The sequence below is a fragment of the Chryseobacterium sp. Mn2064 genome (genome assembly GCF_049319685.1).
GTDB lineage: Bacteria > Bacteroidota > Bacteroidia > Flavobacteriales > Weeksellaceae > Chryseobacterium.
In genome coordinates, this window is the sequence record NZ_JBMOUE010000005.1 from 167465 (window position 1) to 194414 (window position 26950).

Annotated in this window: 9 protein-coding genes; all 9 read right to left on the reverse strand. The window is 36.8% G+C overall.

The window, feature by feature from the left end:
* Nucleotide 1: 1 nt before the first annotated feature.
* The 9 genes from ACL9RH_RS18375 to ACL9RH_RS18415 all read right to left on the reverse strand — a co-directional run bounded on the left by ACL9RH_RS18375 (nucleotide 2) and on the right by ACL9RH_RS18415 (nucleotide 26944).
* A complete protein-coding gene (locus ACL9RH_RS18375; RefSeq protein WP_422694805.1) occupies nucleotides 2-2368 on the reverse strand; it encodes a hypothetical protein in 2367 nt (788 codons plus the stop codon).
* Nucleotides 2369-2373: 5 nt separating this feature from the next.
* Nucleotides 2374-3969: a T9SS type A sorting domain-containing protein gene (locus tag ACL9RH_RS18380; RefSeq protein WP_422694806.1), complete on the reverse strand. Its 1596-nt coding sequence runs from the start codon at nucleotides 3967-3969 to the stop codon at nucleotides 2374-2376.
* Between the two features lie 333 nt (nucleotides 3970-4302).
* Nucleotides 4303-8925, reverse strand: a complete 4623-nt coding sequence (locus ACL9RH_RS18385; protein WP_422694807.1) for a hypothetical protein — start codon at nucleotides 8923-8925, stop codon at nucleotides 4303-4305.
* A 5-nt stretch (nucleotides 8926-8930) separates the two neighbouring features.
* Nucleotides 8931-15764, reverse strand: a complete 6834-nt coding sequence (locus ACL9RH_RS18390; protein WP_422694808.1) for a hypothetical protein — start codon at nucleotides 15762-15764, stop codon at nucleotides 8931-8933.
* A gap of 745 nt (nucleotides 15765-16509) precedes the next feature.
* Nucleotides 16510-19989, reverse strand: a complete 3480-nt coding sequence (locus ACL9RH_RS18395) for a hypothetical protein (protein WP_422694809.1) — start codon at nucleotides 19987-19989, stop codon at nucleotides 16510-16512.
* A gap of 693 nt (nucleotides 19990-20682) precedes the next feature.
* Nucleotides 20683-22140, reverse strand: a complete 1458-nt coding sequence (locus tag ACL9RH_RS18400) for a TolC family protein (RefSeq protein ID WP_422694810.1) — start codon at nucleotides 22138-22140, stop codon at nucleotides 20683-20685.
* Nucleotides 22112-25303 carry an efflux RND transporter permease subunit gene (locus ACL9RH_RS18405; protein WP_422694811.1) on the reverse strand — a complete coding sequence of 1064 codons (3192 nt, stop codon included), beginning with the start codon at nucleotides 25301-25303 and terminating at the stop codon, nucleotides 22112-22114. Before ACL9RH_RS18405 ends, ACL9RH_RS18400 begins: the two co-directional genes overlap by 29 nt.
* Before the next feature lie 21 nt (nucleotides 25304-25324).
* Nucleotides 25325-26407 carry an efflux RND transporter periplasmic adaptor subunit gene (locus ACL9RH_RS18410; protein WP_422695026.1) on the reverse strand — a complete coding sequence of 361 codons (1083 nt, stop codon included), beginning with the start codon at nucleotides 26405-26407 and terminating at the stop codon, nucleotides 25325-25327.
* A gap of 150 nt (nucleotides 26408-26557) precedes the next feature.
* Nucleotides 26558-26944, reverse strand: a complete 387-nt coding sequence (locus ACL9RH_RS18415; protein WP_422694812.1) for a hypothetical protein — start codon at nucleotides 26942-26944, stop codon at nucleotides 26558-26560.
* Between the last annotated feature and the right edge of the window lie 6 nt (nucleotides 26945-26950).

Here is a 26950-nt window from a genome sequence, read left to right on the forward strand (position 1 = left end):
TTTAGTTTTTTAAATGGTATTGATATTCTTTTAACGTCTTGTATGAAATATTTCCATTGGCATCCCTCTCTTCCCTTTGAATTTCTTTCAACCTGTTTTGAATATCATACTTATAAATTTCCCTGATCCCGTTGGGAGTGGTTATCGTAGTAGCCCCGATTAAAGGATCATAAGTGTAGGTATTGATTTGAAAATCCTTCAATTGGGCATTGTTTCTAAAAGAATCCAATGCCGTTAAAAGTTGTGATTCTGTAGATGGATCTGCTGCATCTGCATCGGAGGCATTGATAATGGTTTGAACCAATGAAGACACCTGAGCATAAGAAGCTCCCTCTATTTTTGCAATCGGTAGAGTTTTATTATATCCGTATATTGTTGTTGCAACATTTCCGTTAGCGTCTGTATACTGAAGAATATTTCCCTTTTCATCATAGAGATCTATGGTAGCTGTCTTTTGCGCTGTATTACCAATATTGGAAGTTGTAATTGCTGTTGGAAAAGTAGATGCTGCATTCTCAAACTTTGTTTCAACACGGGAAACCAGCTTTCCATCAATTTTCCCTTCTACAATAACAGGAGTATTCAGGATATGAGCTGCTGAAAGATTAGCATATCCTGATTCCGGATAAGTATTTATTTGCTCTTCAGTTCTGCCATCTACAGTCTTTTTTGTTAGCACTGGTTGAAAATTAAATGAACTATAGTCAGTTTCTGATGTTTCCTGTACATTTCTCCCGTTTTCAAAATAAGCTGTAGAAGTTGTTATAAATTTTTTAGGCCAAACATTTTTAGAATAAGTTTTATAACCATTATTTGTAATATCAAAGATTTTATAGTCTACTGGGCCAGGAGCATCTTCAAAAACATAATTATTTAGTTCTGAAAGTAAAAGCTTATTTTGATCATCATAAACCTCTTTTTTTTCTAAAAGCCCCCCGCTCAAAATACTATAATGGGGCCAGAACTTATCATTAGGTGCTCCTCCTGTATATGAAACTTCTGGGGAATCATCTGGAGTTTTATAGTAATACTTAGTATATCCATTGTTATCTTCAATAATTTTTACATTTTTGTAAAGTTTATATGAAGAATCATAATTTAAAGCCATCTCTGTCAAAAATGTTTTTCCAGATGATACATTAGGATCAACAAAGCTAGAATAGTCATATCTGACAGTCTTTATGGGTGTCGCGCCTGTTCTTGATTCATAATATTTAATAGCAGCTATCTTCCCTTCATCAAAATCATATTGTACAATACCCATCGAAGTAATTATACGTTTCAATGGTGGATCTGACTCAGCATAGTTATAAGTAAGCTCTGTTGTCTCAAAAACGGTACTATTCTTATCCAGTTTTTTTATATTCTGCAAAGCTCTTTTATATATGTAGTCCATAGAGCCGCCAGCTAGTTGCCCGTCTGGATATTGAAAATAAGTATAATCGAAACTATAACCAGAAATTACATGTCCGTACTGATCCTTCAATACGATTTTTTGCACCTGAAAAGGATCATTCATCTTCCAAGATTCATTGAAAATATAGTCATATTCAATTCTCCCAAATCCCGGAGATATAATAGATTTTAATTTACAATACTCATAGATTTTCAAACTAGGCAAATAGAATTTATTTTTACTCTTCTTCTCGTATGTAAAATTTGCTATTTCAATATTATTAGCATTGATAATCTTTGTAATAAAAAAGGCAGAACGATATTCATTAGAGCCTCCATATAACTCTCCATTTAAATTAGCTAAACTATAGTCATTAAAGAAAAATTTATTTCCTTTAGCATCAGTAATGGTGAAAGAGTTCAAAATGAGCGTTACCGTATTAGATGTGCGAGTATATTCTATTTTCACTTTATTGGCTGAAAGATTGATCAATTGAAAAGTATTATTAGTAGTATTCCTTACAAATCTAAATTTTCCTGAAGCTCCTGGTATATTATAGTAATAAATATCATCAAATTCATTTCTTTCATATCCATTAAGTGTGACATCATAATTTCTTTCATCCAACTCTCCCACTATGCTTCTGGAAATAACTCCCCCACTAAACAATGACCATCCTGTTCCAATATCTGATGCAGGCTCATCACTTTTGATGTTTAATAAATTATACGATAAAGAAACACCTAATTGAATATCTTTGCTATTTGACGGAAGCTGTAGAAGTGGTATCGAAATTTCCGGTATTCCTGTTGCGTTGGACTGAGGAAGATTATTATAGGAGGCCAGAGAGGAAACCGACGGCACCGGGTTAGAAAATTCTCCAAAATTAACATTTGCCCGCTGTGCTCTAGTATTTTGGAAAAAGAGAAATAAGAGCATTCCCCATAATAAAATTGCTTTATTTTTTATCATTTGTTTTATTTTTTAATCAATTTAGTATTCGCTGTTTTATTCGTGTCCGTCTTTATAACCACTAAATAAGCCCCTTGTACCAAAGCTTGAGTATTAATCTTCGTTACTCTATTCTTCGTCTTTATATTCTGAAGCTGTCTTCCACCCATGTCGTAAAGAATAATTTCAGCTTCCTTGAAATCAAAACCGATTTCTACATAAGCATAGTCGGAGACTGGGTTAGGGTAAATCTTAATGTCTTGTTTTTCGATTAACTTATCGACCTGCTTGTCTCCCAATTTCACGATCTTCCAGTTTTCCTTTCCAAGCTCTTCAGCACTGGTTCCGGCCAGAATAATGGAGCCATCTCGGTTTAACTTTAAGTCAGCCAACCTTTCCTCTCTCTTTCTGGATTCTCCGGAGATGTGTTTTCTCCACTGTTCATTACCATTCTCATCTAAATAAAGCATCCAGAAGGTTTCATCGTCCTTTTCTATTCTTCCTTCTGCCTGAGTATAACCGCCTAACAAAATTCCTTTAGAAGATTTATCATCTTCTGAATGAAGTACACTCATGCTCATCAGAAGATCTCTGTTTTTGAAGTTGTAAGATTTCTGCCACTGCTCTTCACCTCTTTCATTTAAAGAAATTAGCCATAGATCAGTTCCTTCTTCAATGCCTACCGTTTTGTTTCCGGATCTTTCTGATCGGGATTCTCCTCCGATCATAAATCCATTAGAAGATAAAGCTAAGGTTCTGATGTGATCGTCTCCTTTTCCTCCAAAGTTCTTTTCCCATTCTACTTTTCCGTTTTTGTCTAATTTGACAATCCAGTAGTCACCTTCTCCAAAATTGCTGCTGGCTTTTGGCATCTGGCTAATGGCTGTTGAAGTTGCTGATCGTTGTTCGGATCCCGAAACCCGAACTTCGGAACTCCTTGAATAAATTCCCAGTAAAGCGCCTCCATCTTTAGTGGGAATCATTTTCTCCACTTCATCTAACCCTTTTCCGCCTAAAATAAGTTGGGAAAGTTCTTTTCCGTCTTTATCGATTCTACTGATCCAAACATCTTTGGAACCATATCCTTTGGAAGAGTTCTGAACATTTCCGGCTACAAAAAATCCTAAGTCTGTCGTTTGAATAACAGAGCGGGCTTCTTCATCAGAAGAAGTTCCGAGTGTTTTCTGCCATAATTCATCTCCAAATTCATTGATTCTGATCAGCCAGATATCTGAACCTCCTTTAGAATCATCCTTTTTATCCAACCCTTTTCCGGAATAAGACGTTCCTGCCAAAAGAAATCCTCCCTCCTGAGTGGTAACAGTTGCCGACAGATAATCATGATTGTTTCCTGAGAAGTATTTTTCCCAGACTTCCTGCCCCTGTTGATTCAGTTTAATGAGATGGAAATCGTATCCATTGTTTTGCTTACTGCCTGAAGCTTGCTGCTTATCGCTTTGAATAGAGCTTCCTGTAATAAGGTACTGCTGATCAATGGTAGTGGTCACCTGGCTTAGAAAATCCTGCGTTGAGGATTTGATATCTTTCTGCCATACAACCTCCTGAGCAGATATACCTAAGACCGTGCATAAGGTCAATGCACTGAGATAAAGTTTTTTCATTCCCATGTTTATATTTGAGTTAATAATTAGCTTTTTTGCACTGCAAATTTAATCCTTTTATTCCATAAAAATCATACTAATGGGACTTAATATAATCTTTTATTTTTCAGCCCCCTAATGACTTTTTAATATTATTTCTTTACGCAAAAATATCACTGCACAACGACAGAATCTGTCGTAACAAAACGTAATCCATTATTTTTTTATAACATCTCAGAATAGCTTTATCATTCTTATTCTATTAAAAATAAACAAGGAGCACCAATTGGTACTCCTTGTTATCATATTTATTACGTAAATGTCGCTTTTAAAATGATTCTTAACTGATATTTTTTAAATCGGACCCACCGTAAGAATTCCATTGACTGTAAGAATTTTCTCATCCGTACTAAACATTCCGGCAGTATTCTCGGTAACCACTTTAAAATGGTGAGACATTGGATTTCCTGTACCATCTTTAAAGAGAAGAGTTCCTGATCCCCAATCGGTATCCTTCAATGCTAATTTAACTGATACCTTAGGTGATGCACTCACATTTTCCAATGTTTTAATTTTTGTCCAGTTTCCTTGTTGTGACATTTTATAAACATGGTATTTTGCTTTATAGGCTGGTTTCGCCCAAGAGAACGTTACGTTTGTCCAACCTAATCTTCCATAGCTTCCTACAAACATCATTGTCGGTGATTTTGGCAACACATTTTCCGTGATTGTTGTAATCATTACTTTGGACGCTTCAGACGGTGCATATTCTGTTACGATAACATCCGGTTGTGTATTCCCTGAATAATTGGCTTCTGCATATTCTACTTCAGCTTCCACGGTAACACGATAGTATAAAGGATCGCTGAACGGTACCTGAATAAAATCGGCAAAATCATCTTCCAAGGTCCACGTCTTATCATTCAAAACACCTTCGGTTTCAAGATTCATTTCTTTAACCAGCTTCATGGTTCTTACAGAAACAGCGTCCTGCATATTTAATGCACGGTATAATTTTGCTTTCTTAACATTATAAATTTTCTTGTAAGAATTAATTGTTACCTGCATTTTCGGAACAATACCTAATTCCTCATCCTGTAGTACAGGGATTACACTTTTAATTTCCGGAGTTTTTAACGGGAACGAATTCACCATCGCAACCGGGCCTACAGCAGTACTCATCTCTCCCTGCACAAGCTGTGCATTGATTTCCTTTACAGCATAGAAATAAACACTTGTAGAAGCTCCATCCAGTGTAAAATCTACAAACGTTGTTTTATTATTTCCTACTACTTTCATCATTGGAGACATATCAAACTCTGGAGACACTGGATTCAGATAAGCTCCATCTTTTCCTCTGATCACTTGGGCTTTTGGAATCGGCTGATAATCTCCTCCTTTAATATGTTGGTAAAGGATAGGAATTTCCGTTAATGGTACAAATGAATTCTGAATGGTTTGTCTGATAAAATCATAGAATGTCACCTTACTATATTTTCCATTCGGATGTGGAGGAATAATCTGATGCTCAAGGTGAGTCATCTGAGACGGAATTACAGGACTGATGTTCTCCTGAAAATGCGTATTATGATCCTGAATAAAGAGATTGATATTCTTAAACAAATCTTTATTATCCGGAAGCGGAAGTCCAAATCCGTTATGTACTGTAAAAAGTTTTGTAGACTGGTTATATTTTGCATTGGCTAACTCTAATAACCTTGTATTAAAAAACTCATCACTATTGGCTTCTCTGATAGATTCTATTGAAGTAGCAGTAGGCTGTTCGTTATTTTTGGTGTAGTTATACAGTGAACTTAATAAAATATCATCATTACTACGCAAATACATCACACTGAATGGTCGATGATTAAACTGTGTGGTAAATGCATACGAAGAACGTCCAAAAGAATCAGGTCTGGTTGCATACTTTGAACCTGATGGCTGCTGCGGAGTGGCAGGAGCTTCAATTCTTCGGCCGAACATCATCGTAGGAATAGAGATTCTTGAGCTATATCCTGCATAAATATTGCTGATACTTCTTGTTCCGAAAATACTGTATTTCTCCAAAACATCAGGGTCTTGTGGAACAACATAAGCATCTGTCAGACGAGAAGGTACATTCTGGAAAAGATACACTCTGTACCCAGGATAGAAATTCACTTCTTCTGTTCTCGGAACGTCAGGTTGAAGAGGATTGGTAGCACTGTGGGATTCATCCAAAGCATATACTCTTAAGTTACCCGTCCCGATATTATCAATACGGATTACTTTTAGGATTCTTTTCTCTGCTCCAGCCTGTCCTACAACCGATACACGCACGCTTCCTCTATACCATTGTACACTGTCTTTTCCAGGAACATCCGTAAATTGAGGGTGGTTGCCCAACGTATACCCTGGGAAATTAATTTCATACAAACCAGCGAAAGGAACTCCAGCCTCATTGACTCTCTCAATGGTAGCAGTCTTATTAATCCCTCTGTATTTTCTAAAATAGGTATTGTAGGTAATATCCGGAGCCTGTCCTGATTCTATAGTTATTTCTTCCGTACGAATTGGCCAGTTATTCCCAATCTGAACTTTAAACGAATGTGGATTTACAGATCCCCAGGAAACCGGGTTTTGTAAATTTTCACTTACCATGAAGGATCCATTCACAGCCGGTACTGAAAAATTCGCAGGATCAAAAGGAATCGGAGCATTTTGCCCAAAAGCATTTCCAATCTGCATTTTCATTACATGGAAAATTGGAAAGTTTGGATTGGATCCCTGAACAATATTATGGATAATATAGTCATCTGCTCCTACTGTAAAGACTCCTCCGATGTAATTAGGGAAAGATGCCGGTAAAATTGTTGGCGTCATATTCTGACTCGCTCCGTTACTGCTTAGTGGAAGGGCTTTGGTGGTAATTACAGAAACCAACGGATTTCCAGGTAAATCTGTGACGGTATCAACCATTCCAAAGACCTGTTTTATGGTTTCAGGGCGGTAAAATACTTCTATTTTATCGGCAAATAATTCTTCATTATCCGGTAAAGGTTTAAAAGTAGACAATTCTTGTCCATTGATTGCCTTTTGATAAGAAATCATATCCTGAGAAGCATCATACTCCATGGTAAGTCTTACCAACGTTTTATCTGCATTAGTATTATTCTCATACATTTGCTGTTCTTTGTCGGACGTCAGCAACAATGGTTTTTCTTTCTGAACTAAAAACGCACTGACACTTGATGGTGGCAACAGCGTATTGGCCGGCTTGATGGTTGATTCAATTTGCAGGGTAATAGGTGCAGAGGTTGCTCTTGAGAACCAGTTGACTCCATAAGAACCATATATATGAATTCCCGATCTTGTTTCTTTATGTACAAATGCAGGGTTTCCGTAATCAGGAATTGCAATGGCTACGGTTTCGTTGTGAGATTCACTACCGTCTGTATGTATATTTTGAAAACCAGGATCGTTAGGTAATTCCGGTAAGGTCCATTGGCTATCTTCTTTACTTCTATATTCGATACCTACAGAAACCGGATATGTAAATTTAGACATATCAAATTCCTGGCTTGTGTAATAGAATGGGCTATTGGCAGGTTCATCCGGCGTTATTTCCTCAGTCATTAAGCTTAAATATCTTCCTGTACCATCATGGGTATATCCCTCAGCATCGGTAAGGCCACTCATGGTAGTTTGTGCCGTTGGATCTGCTGAAACCATTCCAGGAACAATTTTTTTCAATTTTACCGGAAGAGATAGACGCTCATCTTCTAAGGAAGTTGGCAGAGATATAGAAAGGTGATCAATCTTGCTTCCGGGCTTTTGATCTTTTAGATCCACCAAAGTAACATAATGAGCAGCATACATATATTGGCTGCCATCATCAACCTCATCGGTCAAATCCAAATGTCCCAACCCAAGCATTCTTGCTACATGATAATCAATAGCAGCCATCTGAAGGTTGTTGAAGTGTGAGAACTCCAATGGATTGGAATCGTTGGTATCATCATTAAGATAATAATTCTCAATGGCCAGCGGGTTCGATGGATCACTACTTAATCCTAAATAAGACTTAACGGAATGCCTGATTGTATTTTCATCCTTCGGCATATCACCCCATTTTCTCATGTAGTTTTTGATGTTTACAAACTCATCATCATTATATCTTGCCCATCTTGCATTCACCGGCTTATCCGGTCTAGGCTCCAATCTGCGATACAGTACTTCATCATCATCTGTGGAAAGACCAAAATCTCCGATAAACTCCCAGTTTCTTTTGTAAGCAACATCTTCATAGAATTCAAACTCGATTTGACTAACCATCAATCCGTTAGGAATAAAACGAATACTTCTTCCGTTTTCAGCAAAGATTTTCTGTGAAAAATTTGAGAGCTGCTTTCTGAAAGTAACATTTTTAGGAAGTCCTGCCTGATTGGTTTCTACTGAAAGAACTTCTGTTTTTGCAGATCCGGTCCCTTTTACCAAAAGCTTTGCTGCAAAAAACAGTTTTTGGCTGGATTCTACCTCAATAAGGTTATTGCCATACATTTCGAAAAACTGCTTAGGATCCGCAGAACTGCCAATCTGCTTTACTATTTCATTATATTTATTTTTATTTCTGAAATATACACGGAACATTCCCTGTTCCCCATTTCCATACAACCATAATCCTTCTGAATCTACAACAGTAGTAGGCGGATCTATAAGATAAAGGCTTCGAACGATAGGTTCATATCGGGTTCTGTAGATGGAGATAAAGTCATTCTCTTTATTAAACCCTTTGGGCTGGCCATCATAGTTTTTTCCTTTTGGTAAATGTTCTGCAAGAGGTCCTTTTAAAGTCCATCTCAAATGAATACCTGAAGTACTTTCTTTTCCTTTAGATCCAGCCGCCTGTAGATACAGGCAGTTGGATTGTAATAGAGGATTAGTCACAGGAATAATTCCTGAAGATGCTTTCGCATTATTATTTATATTAAAAGACATTTCTATTAGTTTATTTTGATATTTTCTACTCTAACTCTATCTGACATTTTATAGTCAGCACCATTCCATGTTACGTAGGTAAACTGGAACTTCATATTCGCTTCTCCAATCATGAGATCTTTATTCATAATAAGGGCCTGCGAATAATCTTTTGAATACATCACTGAATAATCCAAATTCGGTGATGGTTTTAAGATTCCTCTATCTTTAAGAACTTCAATCATTCCATCCTGGCCGATAACTGTATTTCTGCTAACAGCTTCAATAGGAATTCTTGGATGGTTGAATGGTTCCGGGTTTCTCAGAAGGATTGCAACGACATTTCCTGTTGTGGTATCAATAATTTTATTGAATTCTGTAGTAGGCGCATCTTCCTGTGGAATAATTCCGAATAACCCATGAACAACTCTGTCAAAAGGATGTTGATATTGCATAGCAATAGCCTTACTTAAAGCATTATCACTCTCTTTTTTAGGATCTGTAGAGATCACCTTCCATGCTGCCTGAATAATCTCCGGCGTCAAGGCTTTTTGAATACTGTACACTGCCTGTTTGGTTTGAGCAGCACCATTTTCATCATTATAATTGATGAAACAGCTATTCACCTGTTCTGCAAAATCTGCATAACGCGAAGTCTGGAAGACGAACTTATGGACTTCTTTTGCATAATCGGTCTTTATTTGCTGTGTCATATTGGTAACATCAACATTGTTATTTTTCCCCCAATAGAAGTTCATTACCTGAGCCGTGTAAAGTTTTTGAGGTTTTAGGCCTTTAAACTTAATGGTACGGTAAACGGATTTTGGTTTTTCAAGGTTCACAATACCTGTACAGTTCTGCCCATTATTCAACATATTGAAATACTGCTGCATCACTGGTGGAATTGCCGGATTTGGATCTGTTGCCCATTCTTCAATTGTCTGAGCCATCTGTACAGGGCCTGTAACTACGGTTGTCTCATCAGAGAACAATCTTGGCGGATTGATAATAGTCACATCTTCTACAGGATCCTTGATAAGAATCTTCATAGAGCCTCCCAGTTTTTTCATTCCGTTATACTCATCCCATCCGTCCATTAGTTTGGAAACATAGCTCGATGTAAAGTACATGGATATTTCCGTTGTTTTATCATTGTAGAATAGCGGTTTGGCATTCACAATGTTTCCATCTGCATTTGGATACGAACGCTGATAATCGATGTATGCTCTCAATGAAGTATGGGGATATAAGTCCGGATGCGGAGTCATTTCCTGACCAGGTACTACAGGAAGAAGGTTTCCGTCTTTATCGCGGATTCTTCCGATCGTATCTTCTATGACATTCGTAGAGTCTTTAATGGCAATTTCTCCATAAGTGGAATCTTTATCCAGGTGGAAGAATCCTAAAGGTCCTGCTGTACGGAATTTATAAGCATAGCTATTGGTTCCTGAAGGGGCCTGACCATTGTCTACAGTATCCTTTAATGTAAATTTCACATAGTAAGCGGTATCCGGTCTCCAGATAGGCTGAATGGATCTTGTTATAGCGTTCACAGTAGCCATTGTTTCTGCATAAACAGCTGCCTGGTTAGGAATACTCACATTATAATAATGATCTTCTACTGATAGCCACTCTACTTCATGGAATAGTGTAAAGCATTTTTTCTGGCTTGAACAGTTTCCTAAGTTCTTTATAATCGAAATAATATCTTTACAAGCATTATTGAATTCTTCTCTGTACTTAACATACCCAGACCATCCCTTAAATATAATGGCTGAAATTGTATTGATCTGTCTGTCTAAAATTTCATTTAGATATTCATAAGACGGATTATTATTGATAAACTCATTATACGCATTGAATAAAGGAGTTTCACTACGAGGTGGTTTGTCGTTAAATGATCCAAAGTCCTGTAAAGCAAGATATGCACTCAGATCACATAATACAGGATCTTCACACATGTTCATTTGTAGCAACAGATCATTAATCTGCTTCAGTTTGTTTTTCAAAAGCTCGAAACGGGCAATAACTTCCTGCTGATTAGGATTATTGGCACCACTACTAGCAATAAGATCTTCTAACAAAGCTCCATATTGTTCAACATTCAGTTCGTACACAAGATTCGGAATCCAAGTTTCTCTTAATGTCTGCAATATTGACTGATAAATACCCAGCTCCAGATTTCTTCGGACAAAACCTAGGTCTATCGTTCCAAAACCTCCTCTTAAATCAAATAATGGGAAGAAGTGATTATTATATAAGCTAACCATTTGTGGATAAAGCTTACAAACAACTTCATATTTTTCTTTCACTCTTCCTTCACAACCTACAGATTGTAATCTTGCCAGCTGTTTTTCCAGTGCAGCATATAACTCAGGATTACTTGGTGTTACGGTTCCTACCGATCCTCCATGTTGTAAAGCTTCCTGATAGCCCTGATCCATAAGATCTGCCATTTGCTGCTGGATAATATTCGCTTCTGCGCTGTCTATCGTATCAGGAATAATGACAATCTTCGTAATTCCTCCTTTTGGTATATGGGTAGGAGAAATTGTGCTTTCAAGATCCTGTTTAGAATAATGCTCGTCCTGTACGTCATATTGTACAAATGTCTGCGTATTGGTAAGGTCAATGAGCGGACTAAAATAACGTACTGTAACTCCTGTACTGTATGTACTTAATTTCAGCTTAATATCGGCTGCCGGGTCAGGTAGCATGATTGTAAGCGGAGAATGGTTTTTAAATAGTAAAGATTTGGCAAAACCATGAGCATTAATTTCATCTGAAACCATCGCATAATCTCCTTGCATTACAGGATTTCCATTAGCATCTACAGTATATTGTACATCTCCTTCTACCTGATAGGAAGCTCCTTTACTCTGGAAGAAGTTAGAAGACGAAGCATAATACTGCGTATTCAATGGTTTATCCAGGAAGTCTGAAACAGAATTCTTGATTTTTTGTTCTTCACAGAATAATGTTGATGGCAATACTCCATACTGCTCAGGAATAAACCATCCCGGATTTCCTTGTTCTGTATAAGAGAATGGCGTCATTCCTAATAATCTGATCGCATTGTACTGATTATCTTTTTTCTGCCACTGCCCTACTTTCAGATTGTTTAAGGATTGGTTTCCAGGTTCCATAGCTTTGTATGGATCATATTTTTTCCAACCTGATACTCCATCATTAGCCATAATTTCAATGGACTCTAATGAGTACTGGTGTTTTACCTGTCTCAACTCCAGACCTTTCATTACTTTATCTGGCGGAATCATATCTGTAGAATTGGCAGCACCACTTGTATAACCACCGATTACAGAACTCACTCCTGATCCAGGCAGCAATCCTTTGGTTGTTTTGATATCAATATAGGTATCCAGAGGAACAACCTTATGGATGGAATCTATCGTTGGATATCCAGATGTTTCGGCTTTCTGAAGATCAAATGTTTCATTGGTCAACATACTGACTCCTTTTACAAGGCTGTCTTCCTGGCCTGGAATTTCTGTAAATGGATTGACAGGTTTTCGGTCTACTTCCTTATTAAATTCCCACTTCAGTTCCAGTTTTGCAGAGAAGCTGATCTTAAAGAATAAGATTTTCAACTTAAATGCTACTGTAAATGCTCCATAGATAAGGAACGGCTTCGGAGATTCTACTGCAAGAAGGATGGATACCGCAGCATAAATACGGAAGATCTTCACGTTAATATCAATCACTAATCCAGCTTCAAAGTAGGCTCCCATTTGAGGCTTCTGGAAACTGATTTTTCCACCTAATTCAAGGTATGCAAGCACAAAAATACTCACTGGTCCGAATTTTCGGTCAAATCTGAATTCTCCTCTTGCTCCGGCCTGAATTCCTTTTCCGGAAATCATCAGGAATGCTTTCAGCGTAAAGAGGTCTTTTAATAGTTTGGCCTGAATTGGTTTTTGCTGAGTTCCGAAATTAATATACCACGCTGATGGATTATTAAAGAAGAAACCTGCTTGGATCTCTGCATAGAGTTTGATAATATCTCCTGAACTTTCAGGGAATTTATAGTCTGCACCAAATCCAAATTCTAATGAGCTGTCTCCAAAAATAAAGAACGCGAAGAATGGTGGATCATCCTGGAAATTCACTCTTTTTGCCAGAAGTTTCATTCTAGCATCAACCATCACCATAGATGGAAGAGATAATAGCAACATGGCATTGGCAGAAATAATATTTCCGTTAGCCATTGTATCTCCAAGCAATGCTCCTACTCCTAAAGAGAATGGGAAATTGTACTTCTCCGTTTTATCCGGACCGCTAAACTTATCTACTCCTACCCCTCTGTCCGGAGCGGTATAATATTCGTACCAAGTATTTTGAGAGGTCATATTAATCGCCTCTTTCTCGGCAACGTAGCGATATCCTAATAGTCCTCGGAATCCATAAATAGATACCGGTCCTAAAGCAATTGGATTCGGAAGTTCAATATTGGCATCAATAAGGAATGCAGGGTACTTCGGAGCTAAACGCATATTCACACCTCCTGCAATTCTTGGGTTTTTAACTTTAAGGCTTACTCCTCCTTTATATTCTTGGAATGCTCCTGGTTCCGGAATGGATAACCATCCTTTAATGGATACATTCGGATCGCTTGAATTGGCTGGAATCACCATATCTATGTGGATAGTCTGGATATGAAGATATGAATCCGGATCTTTTTTAGGATCATTCTCATTATCATCAACAGAGTAATAATATTTAATTCCGTCTCCACGGGCATCAATTCCTGCCACTCCTATACTTACTCCACCGTCGAAACCGAAGTAATTGTACTTACGCATTACTCCTTTTCTTTCTCTTTCATGAGAACCGAAGTGGATTGCTGTAACTGAAATCTCAGTTGGCCCAAGTGGAATTTTAATGGGTTTCGGAAGAACCATGTTTCCTCCGTTGACACGGAAATCGATATGGCCGTCGCTATAGATTCTTAATGCAGAGATGCTTAGTTTCTGTCCTTTCAACAGTTCACCGAAAGTACCCAGGAATTCAATATCCGCAGCAGCACCAATGTAGAATTTATTGTCTTCTTTCCCAAGTTCAACAGAACTTAGATGCAACTTCATAATATTTCCTAATTGAATAGGGAAAGGCGGAGCTGCAGCAGCGGTTAGACGGAAATCTCCATTGGCTTCGAGATGACCTGCAACGTCAAGCTGAACGGGTTGTCCGCCAACAACAGGCATATCTGTTGGATAGGTGAATTTAGGGATAATCAACCCTCCTTTTATATTGGACGAAACAACTGAATTTTTGTTCAAGGTAACATCAAAAGACTTGAAGCCTACTTTGAAACCGTTATCACCTCCAAGTTTTTTCCACATCATGGCATTATTGCCATTCACTGTAGATAAATAGTTCTGGTAGTTGGCCGCTTTGTCAAAAACAATAGAATCTGTCTGCCCAACTGGAGTTAGAGAAAGCGGAAACTGGAATGCAAATGGAGCATCTGAAGCTGCTTTTAAACCTTGTAAAATGGTCTTCAATTCTGCATAATTATTAGCAGTTACGAGTCCTATTTCTCCTGTAGTTGGATTCTTTTTATATAATGACACCGGGTAATTGAAGGCAAATTTATCATTATAATACTCAAAACCGCTTCCCTGATTCGCTACAGGTACAGATTCCAGCATAATGGTTCCGGAAACGCCTCCGGTTCCTACCAGCATGTCATAACCTCCTAATCTCAGTGTTGTACTTGCACCACTTGGCGGGTTTGTTTCATCCTTAAACCATTTTGGTGGTAATGTTACGGAGATTGCTCTGGCATACACTCCAGTAAAATCTGGAGAATATCCGTAAGCATCTGCTTCAGGGATGTTTTTTGTCTTACTTAGATCCAGCTTCAATCTGTCGAGCTGAACCAGTAATCCTGTATTTCCAATTTCTGAATAGTTGCTTGGTCCTAAGGATCCTGCAATATCCAAATCATATCCAATCCCTGAAACCGTATCTGCGTACAGCACTGCTTTAGCAAAATCGAAATACGTTTTAGCGTCTGGGTTTGGATCTGGCATTAACTCCCCGCTTGAATTAGTAATCCAAGGTTTCAGAATATTTCTAGGAAACTCGATGGATGCGGAGGTTTCTAAGGTTATCTTGGCATTAGGAGTAATAATACTTTTAATATATTCATCAATATCCTGAGGTAAAATATTTTGGAAAAATAATTTTAGTTTTTCCTTTGGGTTGGAGGGATTTAGATTACTTGCAATATATGTTGCAAAAGCTGCTAAAACCGCACCTCGTCCGTATGCCGAACTAATGGAATCAATTAGTTCTCCAATTCTATTTCCAGAACTCGGATATGGAATTGGTGATGGAAATGAATACCCCAATTCAGCATTTATATCATCTACAAACTTATTAATTGGATCTCCTGTTGTAGTAACGAATACGTTAATAAACTCATTAATTATGGTAGTCTGACTAAGGTTTAAAGTAGCTAAAGCTACGTTAAAAATTTCTTCAACAGAGAATGAAAAATTATCTATGTTGAATTTAGAAATATATCCAATAATTGGCCAGTTATATTGAACTGTTATTGGGAAAGAAGAGATTTGCCCATTTTGAGCATCTCTATTAAGGACAAATTTAAGACCATAAACGAGGTCAAAATTTATCTTTTCTTTAGCTACAACGCTTAAACTATAGAACGCACTATCTCCTGAGGAGCTTACACTGGCCTGAAAGTCCTTATAGTAAACTCGACTAAAAACTTGCTGGGAAATATTCTTTACAAATCCTAGAGAAGATGGTATGTTGTTTAGAGTAATTAAGTTGGATAGCTTAGGATAATATGGTAATAATTGTGTATTTGGCATAATATCTTAAAAATTTGATGTGTTGATTTTATGATTAAATAATCATAAAATGATTATTTAAAATACCCTAATCATATCCTTGATAAGTCAACATCTAAAAGTTCTTTTTTTCATTTTGGGGATTTATTTCTATCTTCCAATTGGATATTGCAATGTCCATGATGATTTTATAGAGAGCTTATATCCCGTCCATATTTCTATAATCTTTATAGAGAAATTAGTTTTAAATAATTCAAAAGATTATTACTGAAAGGTTTATGAAGGTCTTTCTAAAAAAACTTTATCTGATAGAGTGAAATCTTTTTAAAATTGAAAATTTTGATGTTTTCATTTTGAGATATAACTTTTTATCAGTTAAATCTATTAAAGAATTGAAGGTATTTTGATTGAATTTTTCATATTGATATAAAAAAGAATACTGCTCTTTTCCAAAATAACAACTTTCAGAAGTTAAGATTTATAATATGTTTTATTATAAATATCATTAGGGATTTCCTGTAGTATTATCTTGTTCTTATAATGGATGAAATATTCTGTTTTTAAATCAATGTTATTGTTTGTAATATAAAATCCTTTATCCGCTTACTATAAATAGTATTATTTTTAATAATACCGGAGAAATATACTTTTTGATCTAAGTGCATAATAGTTTTCCTTTCCATTTTTACTCTATAATGAAAGTACTGACTATGTTTATTTACTTCTTAATAATAGTATTGCGTATGTTTTTTTATATTACATTTTTTTATGTATTCTTTTTGGAATATTTATTGGCAATAGCCCACTGCCAGAAGAATGAATTCTGTATAAATTTAAATGTTACAGAATCAGATTCATCATTATTATAATCCATTACGTTATTAGTAGTTCCTCCCGCAAACGTCAGTAAAGCATCAGGTGTTCCTGGCTCCAAACCGGAAAAAGAATGTGATACACCTTGACTATGCAGATATTCATGTGCTAATGCATAAAAATAACTTGTGGTATAAGATGATGTATATTTATTATTATTCTTATTATTAAACATACAAATTATTCCATTATCTACATATGTATGCCCCAATACTCCATTCTCGATTGCTTTAAGACTAAAATAAAATGCAACAACGTCATTTTCATATCCAGCAGGAACTTGGCTCTTTAAGAATTCAGAAAATGTTTGATTATCTTGTTTATTATTATAATCAATCATGGCTCCAGTTGAATCTTTGAACTTATTGAATGTAGAATTATTATAGAATTTCAATTCATCAGTATGAATAGTTGCATCAAGCAGAATATTGGATTGTAAGGCAAACTTTTTCATAATCTCTATTTCATTATTATCATAAGTCCCTTTAACAGTTTCACTAACATCTTTTACTTTTATAATAAGTACTTTCTTTTTAGTCAGGTTTTGATTAGGCACCACATACATTTTTCCAGCTAGTTTATCATTGGACCAAACACTTATGATGCTCAACTGTGTTATGGGAGCTATGTTTTCTAATTCGAGATCCATCCAGGTCATATTAGAAGGAGATGCTGTAGTTCCTGTAGGTAAATCATTAGGTTTAAATTTCACCACTCCTATTTCGTCATCCATAGATGTTCCCCGCCCCACATTTACCGAACTTAGTTTCTCTTTAGAAGTATTTGCAGCAAGCGCTGTTCCTGTTAAACTTCCTAAGGTTTTAATTTTAAAAAGTTTTTGATCAAAGCATAATTTTAAATCTGTTTTTGGACGAGAACTCTTTAATCTTACCTTGAGTCTAAGTGCTATACTTGGATTAGTACTTCCTTGTCTGGGTATGTTCAACCAGCTTGGTGCATAATCTTTATCATAATTATTACCAGGTTCTGTTTGAGTGGTATTAAAGCCAGAAAATAATGGTCCTTCTTTCAGTTTCCATTTTACCGGAATCACCCTATACATTCCTTTTACATTCACGTATAAATCTTTCTGCGGAACAGCGGTATAAGGTCCCTCTCCCGAAGCATTATAAGAAACAGTCTCAAAGAAATTATTAACTACCTGATTGTATATGGGAGATGGAGAAGCATCCACTTTAAATTCTTCTGCTACTCTATAACGTAAATTATTAGTTGCAGGATCCACCGTATCTCCTGGTTTTCCTCTTCTTTCGCTATCTCCTTTTCTCAGCCAATCTAAACCATAGAATACGGAAGGTAGCCCTAATACTGTTTTAGTAGACTGCAAGGGATAATTAAAGTATTGCATCCATCTGTTTTGTGGCCTGAAATCTACTGTCACATCAGCAAATTCACTGCAAAATTCATTTGGAAAATTAGTCGAATACAGCTTAGTAAAAAAAGTATGATTATCAACGGAGTAAAATACTACAGTTCCAGAATTATCTGTTCTGATTCCTGACGAATCATCATATGATAACACAGCATTATATTTAGCAAACTGTAAGCTTTCATTAGCTCCTGCCACATTTGGTCCTAGTTTTATAAAAACATTAGTAGCATCCGCTGGTAAAGAAACTTTTAAGGTGGCAAAATCCTGATCTGTTAATCCTAACATAAATACAGGGTGATTATCTATATTTTCCTCCTTTCTAAAAACCAGCGAGTCAATAGACGCAGCGGTTCCGTCTTTTATTTCTCCTCTCCATATTTCTCCATTCTCCTGTCCCAATACTTTTTTACAAAAATCTGAAGAACTTCCGACAGCCTCCTTTAGATATCCTGAGGTCATATATTTCGTATCTATTTTCTCAGTAAATGAAGCGTTGCTTTGAATAGAAGAATCAACAGGAGCCACAAGAAAAGTCCTTAATTTCTTATCAGCAGCTATACCGCTTGTAGAATCTAAAATAACTTTTGTATTATATACTGCTAGCTCGCTGCCTTTTCTTACCAGTAAGTTTCTAAGATGGTTTACCCATCCAAATTTATATTTACCACCACTAAAATCGGCTTCTTCAAATATTGTATCTAATGTTGCAGGTCCAAAAACACGGTCCAGATCATAATCATTACTATCCTGAGTTATATAAATCAGACTTGTGAAGATTTTGTTAGTAGTTGTATCTTTTTTGGGTAAAACCATATTATAAACCGATATCGAATCAGATATAATATTAGTATTAATTCTAGGAGTATCCGACTTAAATGTAAGATTGCTATAGATATTACTTTTGAGACCGTATCTTATTTGCAAAGTAATACTCATTTTATCTTCATAGATTATAATCGGCCATCCTTTTGATTTATTTTCTGAAGTAGGAGTTGTTAAACTTTCTGCTACCGCATTTATTCTAATTTCATTATTACCATTATAAAACTGAATATTTCTATTAAGGCTATTTTTTATATAAAAATATATTTTATCCTTATTTGTAAATTTGCTGATTATATTTGAATATATCTCGGTACTAAGGCTGAATTTATTTCCTGTACTCGTTCTAATCCCAGTTTCAACAGAAGAGCTATCATCATAATAAATATCTTTAGAATGTATTCCATAAAAAGCAGCAGGGTCAATAAATTTGTAAATATTTTCCTTAAAAACTTTAGCATTTATCCCCGTTGCATTCCCACCAAAGATATAATTCGAATTAGCTCCATTTACTTTTAAAATACATTCTTCTGCTTCAGCAAACTCCTTATCAAAAATAAGTCCAGCATCTGGAGTTGCCTGGATAAAATCTCCTTCATCCAAAACAATTTCGAAGCCGCCTGCACCTGTTAAAAATTTCCCGATCTGCTTTCCTCCATCAATGTATAATAAGTTATAACTATCTTTAGAGTAAAACATCTTTAGAATATCTTGTGTAGGAACCCCCGAAACATCGAGCCCTAGCTTACTTGCTTTAAAGTCATCTGAAGATCCATAAAACTCTACATAAGAGTCCCATGCTTTGCTAACAAACGGTAATGGGCTGGAAGGGTTTACAATATCTACTCCTCCTACTTTAGTAAAGAAGTCTCTTTTATCAATTCCTCTGTAAACAAAGTATTTGATTTTAAAGCCTAAACCTACATCCTTGGTTGGCTTTAGTAAAATATTAATCTTATTTGGGTCACTATCTCCACATTTAGCAAAAAACAAAAGACCATCGGTAACAGCATATGCCGGCAAAGCTCCTCCAAATTTTGTTGTAATTTGAAACTTATTGGCGTCTTGCGGCCCAAAAGCTTTATCGCTGGAATTTTGATTAAATAATGATAAGTCTGTAAAAAAATAAGAATATGGTTTCTTTGTATTTTCTGACATTTGTTCTAGACTTTTAAATTTAAAAAATTGTGTTTATTCAATAAATTCCTAGTTCTGAAATTCATTGAAGCGTGTTTTTGTAATAACTTCATTGTGTTATTATCAAAATTTACATGTAATCTCTGCAAGAAAGGCAGGTACATGGTAGGGTTAAAAATTGAGTGTTTGTGTGTTGTTTCATATTTTTTGATTGTTTTTGGTTATTTTAAATACACTGGTATTCATGTAGTGAAGAGAATCACTTTAGATCATGAACGTGATTTAAAAAAATGGTTAAAAATTAGTTTATGGATCTTTGTAAATAATGTTTTTTTCTTCTTAACGAAGCAATCGAGTGTTTGAAAAAATGTGATCATGATGTTTGTATTTTTATTACATCACAAAAGTATTTCTGGACAACGTCAAAACTCGTCGTATTATAAAATATGATTGAAAAATCAAGAATGACAAGGACAATACAGGTAAATAATCAACAGATAAATGGTTTTACCTTAAAAATATTTGAACACTTTTTATAAAAGATCTCCACATTTATCACAAAATTTCTCAGGCATTTATTTATAATATGGTATATTATTCTTAGCAAAGCTAATCCTACAAAGCGTCAAAACATGACACCATAAAAAAAGGGCCAGCTCCGAAGAGCCAACCCTCAAAACATTAACTGTTTATTGATTGAATTATGATATTTCTTTATTTCCAGCCGCCGCCTAAACTCTTATAGATATCGACTACTGTACTTAGCTGTTTCTGCTTTGCTTCTATCAGTTCCAGTTTAGCATCCAGGGCATCTCTCTGGTTCAAAAGAACTTCAAGATAATCGGCTCTGGAGTTTCGGAACAACTGATTGGCAATATCAATTGACTGATCCAGAGCTTTTGTTTCCTGAGATTTCAATTGATAATACTGATCTATGTTTTTAACTTTAGACATCAGATTCGCAACATCCAGATAGGCATTTAAAATGGTTTTATCATACTCGTACAAAGCCTGGATCTGCTTGGCATCTGCCGTTTGGAAATTAGCTTTTATAGCACTTTTATTAATCAGTGGTCCTGCCAACTCTCCTGCTAAATTATAAGCGATAGATTCAGGCATTTTTACCAGATAGGAAGGTTTAAAAGCTTCCAGTCCCAATGTTGCAGATATTTCAAGAGAAGGATAAAACTCTTTTCTTGCCGCTTCCACATCAAGCTTTGAGGATTTTAACTCCAGTTCTGCCTGCTTGATATCGGGACGGTTAGCCAGCAATTGTGAAGGAATTCCTGTATATACCGTTTGCGGAATTGTTGACATAAAGTTTTCCTTTGTTCTGACAATTGGCTGCGGATATCTTCCCAACAAAGCATTGATTTCGTTTTCCTTCTCAGTAATCTGCTGACGGATCGTGTATTCTGATGCTTTAGATTTTGCCAGTTCTGCTTCAAACTTCTTTACAGCTAATTCTGTGGCAGCAGCCGCTTCTTTCTGAATTTTGGAAATTTCCAGTGCTTTTTGCTGAAGCTTAATATATTGCTGTATAATATCTAGTTGATTATCAAGTGCCAGTAATTCATAATAATTATCTGCAACTTCTTCAATCAGGTTAGACAGTACAAAGTTTTTCCCTTCCACCGTTGATAAGTAATGAGCGACTGCCGATTCCTTTTCGGTTCTGAGCTTTTTCCAGATATCAATTTCCCAGCTGGCATTTAACCCTGCTTCAAAATTTCCAAGTGGATCAGGCATTGCTTTTCCTGGTTCTATATCTGTAGTGGCATCACCGGCACCTTCACTGGTATAACGGCCTGCTTTTCTAAGACCTGCTCCAACTCCTGCAGAAACGGTAGGTGTCAGTCTTCCTTTTTTAGCTAAGACACCACTTTTGGCAATTTCAATCTCCTGAAGAGTGATTAAAAGTTCCTGATTATTCTTTAAAGCTGTTTCAATCAGGCTTACCAGATTAGGATCAGTAAAAAACTGTCTCCAGGGAGTTGTTCCGCTATTATTGTTAGCGTCTTGTTGTTCTTCCTGATTGAAATTTTGAGGTATATTTTCTTTTACCTCGTCTTTTATGACGGTCGCCATTGGTGCCTTACAACTTGCGAGAACAAGTGATAAGGCAATGGCTACGATTATATTTTTAGTCTTCGAATTTTCCATCGTGTTCATAAGGTTCAGTTTGTTCTGTTAAAGGATTTTCTTCTTCATATTTTGCCAATTTAGATTTATCAGCAATGGTTCCGAAGATGTAATATAGTCCCGGAATAACCATCAATCCGAAGATTGTTCCTATCAGCATTCCCCCTGCTGCAGCTGTTCCGATAGTTCTGTTTCCTACGGCTCCCGGTCCTGTAGCTACAACTAAAGGAATCAACCCGGCGATGAATGCGAAAGAAGTCATCAAAATCGGTCGGAAACGGATTGCCGCTCCTTCAATGGCTGCCTGTCTAACAGGGATACCTTCTTCTGCTTTCTTCTGAACAGCAAATTCCACAATCAATACGGCATTTTTACCTAAAAGCCCGATAAGCATTACCATGGCAACCTGTGCGTAAATGTTATTTTCCAATCCTAAAAGTTTCAGGCATAAGAATGCTCCGAAAATACCTACCGGAAGTGATAAAATAACCGGAAGCGGAAGGATGAAACTTTCATACTGCGCGGAAAGAATCAGATATACAAATCCTAAACACACCAGGAAAATAAATACAGCTTCATTTCCACGGCTTACTTCGTCTTTGGAAATACCTGCCCAGTCGATACCGAATCCTCTTGGAAGGGTTTTATCTGCCACTTCCTGAATAGCTTTAATGGCCTGTCCGCTACTGTAACCCGGTGCCGGAGTTCCACTCACCTGGGCAGAGTTGTACATATTATGTCTCGTCATCTCTGATAAACCGTATACTTTTTCAAGTCTCATGAAGTCAGAATACGGAACCATCTGATCTTTGTCGTTTTTAACATATAGTTTCAACAGATCGCTTGGGAGTGCACGGTATTGTGGCCCCGCCTGAACGATTACTTTATAAGGTCTGTCGAAACGGATGAAACTCGTCTCATAGTTGGAACCAATTAATGTTGAAAGGTTATCCATCGCTTTTTCAATGGTTACTCCTTTCTGTTCAGCCAGATCGTTATCGATTCTAAGCATATATTGTGGGAAACTCGCAGAATAGAATGTAAATGCAGACCCAAGTTCCGGACGTTTTTTCAGTTCCTTCACGAAATCGTTACTTACTTTTTCCATTTTGTGATAATCACCAGTCCCTGCTTTATCCAGCAAACGAAGTTCGAAACCTCCGGCAGCTCCATATCCAGGAACGGAAGGTGGTTGGAAGAATTCAATATTAGCTCCTGGAATATTCTTGGCTTTTTCTTCCAGCTTTTCAATAATTTCTCCTGCAGATTCTTTACGTTCATCCCAGCTTTTAAGGTTGATCAGACAGGTTCCCGAGTTGGATCCTGTACCTTCTGTAAGAATTTCATATCCTGCCAGTGAAGAAACGGACTGTACTCCATCAATTCCTTCAGATTCTCTTAAAAGTTCTCTGGCAATCTGGTTGGTTCTTTCAAGGGTAGATCCCGGTGGAGTCTGAATGATCGCATAGATCATCCCCTGGTCTTCTGCAGGGATAAATCCTGATGGAAGAGAGTTACTCAAGAAGTAGGTACATGCACAGAAAGCTAATAGTAACGGTAATGTAATTGTCTTTTTAGTGACCGTCTTATTCAGCATTTTCTCATACTTCCCTGCCCCTTTTGTAAATACATTGTTGAATTTATCAAGGAAAATAGTAACCGGAGTTTTCTTTTTAGCTTTTCCGTGATTATTTTTTAGGATTAAAGCACATAATGCCGGCGTTAATGTAAGTGCTACAACCCCCGAAAGGATGATGGACGAAGCCATTGTAATAGAGAACTGACGGTAGAAAACCCCAACAGGACCTGACATAAAGGCAATCGGAATAAATACAGAAGCCATTACAAGGGTAATTGCGATAATCGCTCCACTGATCTCATGCATCGCTTCTTCCGTTGCTTTAAGTGGGGAAAGCTGTTTTTCTTCCATCTTAGCGTGAACGGCCTCAATTACTACAATCGCGTCATCTACTACCACCCCGATCGCCATTACGAGAGCAAAAAGTGAGATCATATTCAAGGTAATTCCAAATGCGGACATTACGGCAAAAGTACCTACTAATGATACTGGAACCGCTAATGCAGGAATTAAGGTAGAACGCCAGTCTCCAAGGAAAAGGAATACTACGATCGCTACCAATACAAATGCCTCAAATAAGGTATGTATTACTTTCTCCATAGATGCATCCAGGAATCGGGAAACGTCGTAACTGATCTCGTAATGCATTCCTTTAGGGAAGTTATTTTTTTCCAGAGTTGACATTAACTCTTTTACATTCTTAATAACATCGCTTGCATTGGATCCGTAAGATTGTTTTACAGTAATCGCCGCAGAAGGTTTTCCATTCAACGTAGAATAGATATCATACATTGAGCTTCCGAATTCTATATCTGCAACATCTTTCAATCTTACGGATTCTCCATTAGGCTTTGCTTTCAGGATAATGTTTCCGTAATCTTTTTCATTATTATAACGTCCCGGATATTTTAATACATATTCGAATGACTGTGCTCTTTTTCCGGAACTTTCTCCTGTTTTACCCGGAGAAGCTTCCAAACTCTGCTCGTTAAGAGCTTCCATTACTTCATCAGCTGAAATACTGTAAGCAGTAAGTCGGTCCGGTTTAAGCCAGATACGCATTGCATATTCTCTGGTTCCTAGGATATCGGCAAAACCTACTCCACTTACCCTTCTCAATTCAGACATTACGTTGATATCTGCATAGTTGAAAAGGAATTTCTGATCAGCTTTAGGATCGTCACTGTATAAGTTAATATACATCAACATGTTAGGCTCTTCACGGGTAATTTTCACCCCTTCACGTACAACCAGTGGCGGAAGTTTATTCACTACCGAAGATACACGGTTCTGAACGTTTACGGCTGCAACGTTAGGATCCGTACCAAGGTCGAATACTACCTGAATAGCGGCTTCCCCGTCGTTACCTGCGTTGGAGGTCATATATTTCATCCCTGGAACTCCATTAAGCCCTCTTTCTAATGGAATGACCACAGATTTGATTAACAGTTCGTTATTAGCTCCCGGATATTCTGCCGTAATGTTTACTTTAGGCGGAGAAATGGATGGGAATTGCGTCACCGGAAGTTTTACCAATGACAATACTCCCATAAATACAATAATCAATGAGATTACTATGGACAGAACTGGTCTGCGAATGAATTTTTTAAACATATTTCTTCACTTTAGAGGCCACTACTCTGCTTTTAATTTCAATGATTGAAGAACTTTTTTAGGGTCCTGGAATTTTGTTTTGATCGTCTGATCGTCTTTCACTTTCTGAACTCCTTCCAGAAGAATCTGATCTCCTTTCGTGATTCCTGATCCTACCACATATAGATCGGGAAGTTCGTAAGCTACTTTAATGTTTCTTGACTTAATTTTTCCGGATTTATCAACAACAAACACATATTTCTGATCCTGGATTTCATATGTCGCTTTTTGTGGAATAATCAATGCATTATGCACCGGTATTGCCATTTGTACTTTTCCTGTTTCTCCGTTTCTAAGAATTTTATCCGGATTGGGGAATTTAGCACGGAAAGCAATGTTTCCTGTTTCATTGTCAAATTCTCCTTCTATCGTCTGTACTTCACCTTTCTGATTATACATTTCAGCATTGGCAGTGATCAAAGAAACCTGATTGCTTCCTCTGTCGGCCACATGAGTCTGATAGCTTAGATATTCAGGTTCAGAAACATTAAAGTACGTATAGATACTTGTGTTATCCGACAATGAAGTCAATAGATCACCTTCGTCAATAAGACTTCCCAGTTTCAAAGGAATTCTATTGATAATTCCTGAGAAAGGGGCTTTAATATCTGTAAAAGATAAGTGAATCTGAGCCAGTTTCATTTCTGCATTGGCAGCATCCAGCTTAGCTTTTGCCATTGCTCGTTCATTTTTAGAAACAATATTGTTTCCTGCCAACGTACTGGCATTTTTAAGCTCAATAGAGGCCTGCTCTACTTCAGCTTTTGCTTTTAATAATTCTGCCTGATATAGTTTAGGCATAATTCTGAATAAGGTCTGACCTGCATGTACATACTGACCTTCATCTACAAAGATTTTTTCAAGGAACCCTTTTTCCTGGGCCCTTAGTTCAATGTTTTTTACAGATTGAATCTGAGCAACATATTCTTTGTTGATGACGGTATCCATCACCACAGGAGACGTCACCGGGTACACGGTAACTTCTTCTTTTTCTTCTTTTTTCTGGTTACAACTAACTGCCAATAAAAGGGCACTTAGTGCAATTCCCGAAGCAACTCTCTTTATCATAATTCTAGAGTTTTTATAAATCGTTAATGTTTTGAATAGGAATATTTGGTAATGAAGAGGTTTGTGATGTGACGATTACCAACATACACAACACAGGATATTTCTACCTGAAAAGATCAGACAGAAAATCAATCAAAAAGTAAATTCTTAAATTCTAATGGAACGGATCAGAATAAATCTTTTGGCTATATAGCCTAAAACAAAACCGCGGATATCGGGTCTGAAACGTTTATTATTTTTGAGCCCGAAGATATAGACCAGACTGAAAACACCAGCAAAAACGGCAATCGTCTGAATAATGTCAGACAACTGAAAATCATCTTCTGCAAGTTCTAAGGTGGAATTGTCTACGTTATCCGCCATTTGCTGAACCGAAAGCTTTTCAAAAGTCTGATTCAGGCGGTTGGCTCTTTTGGGCATATTGTGAGAAACACGACCGGTATAGTCATTACGAAGTGTTTTAACGTTGAGTCTGCTTTCTACTACAAACAGCAGAAAAAGACCAGTTAAAAAGTATACTATAAAGTTTCTCATTTTGAA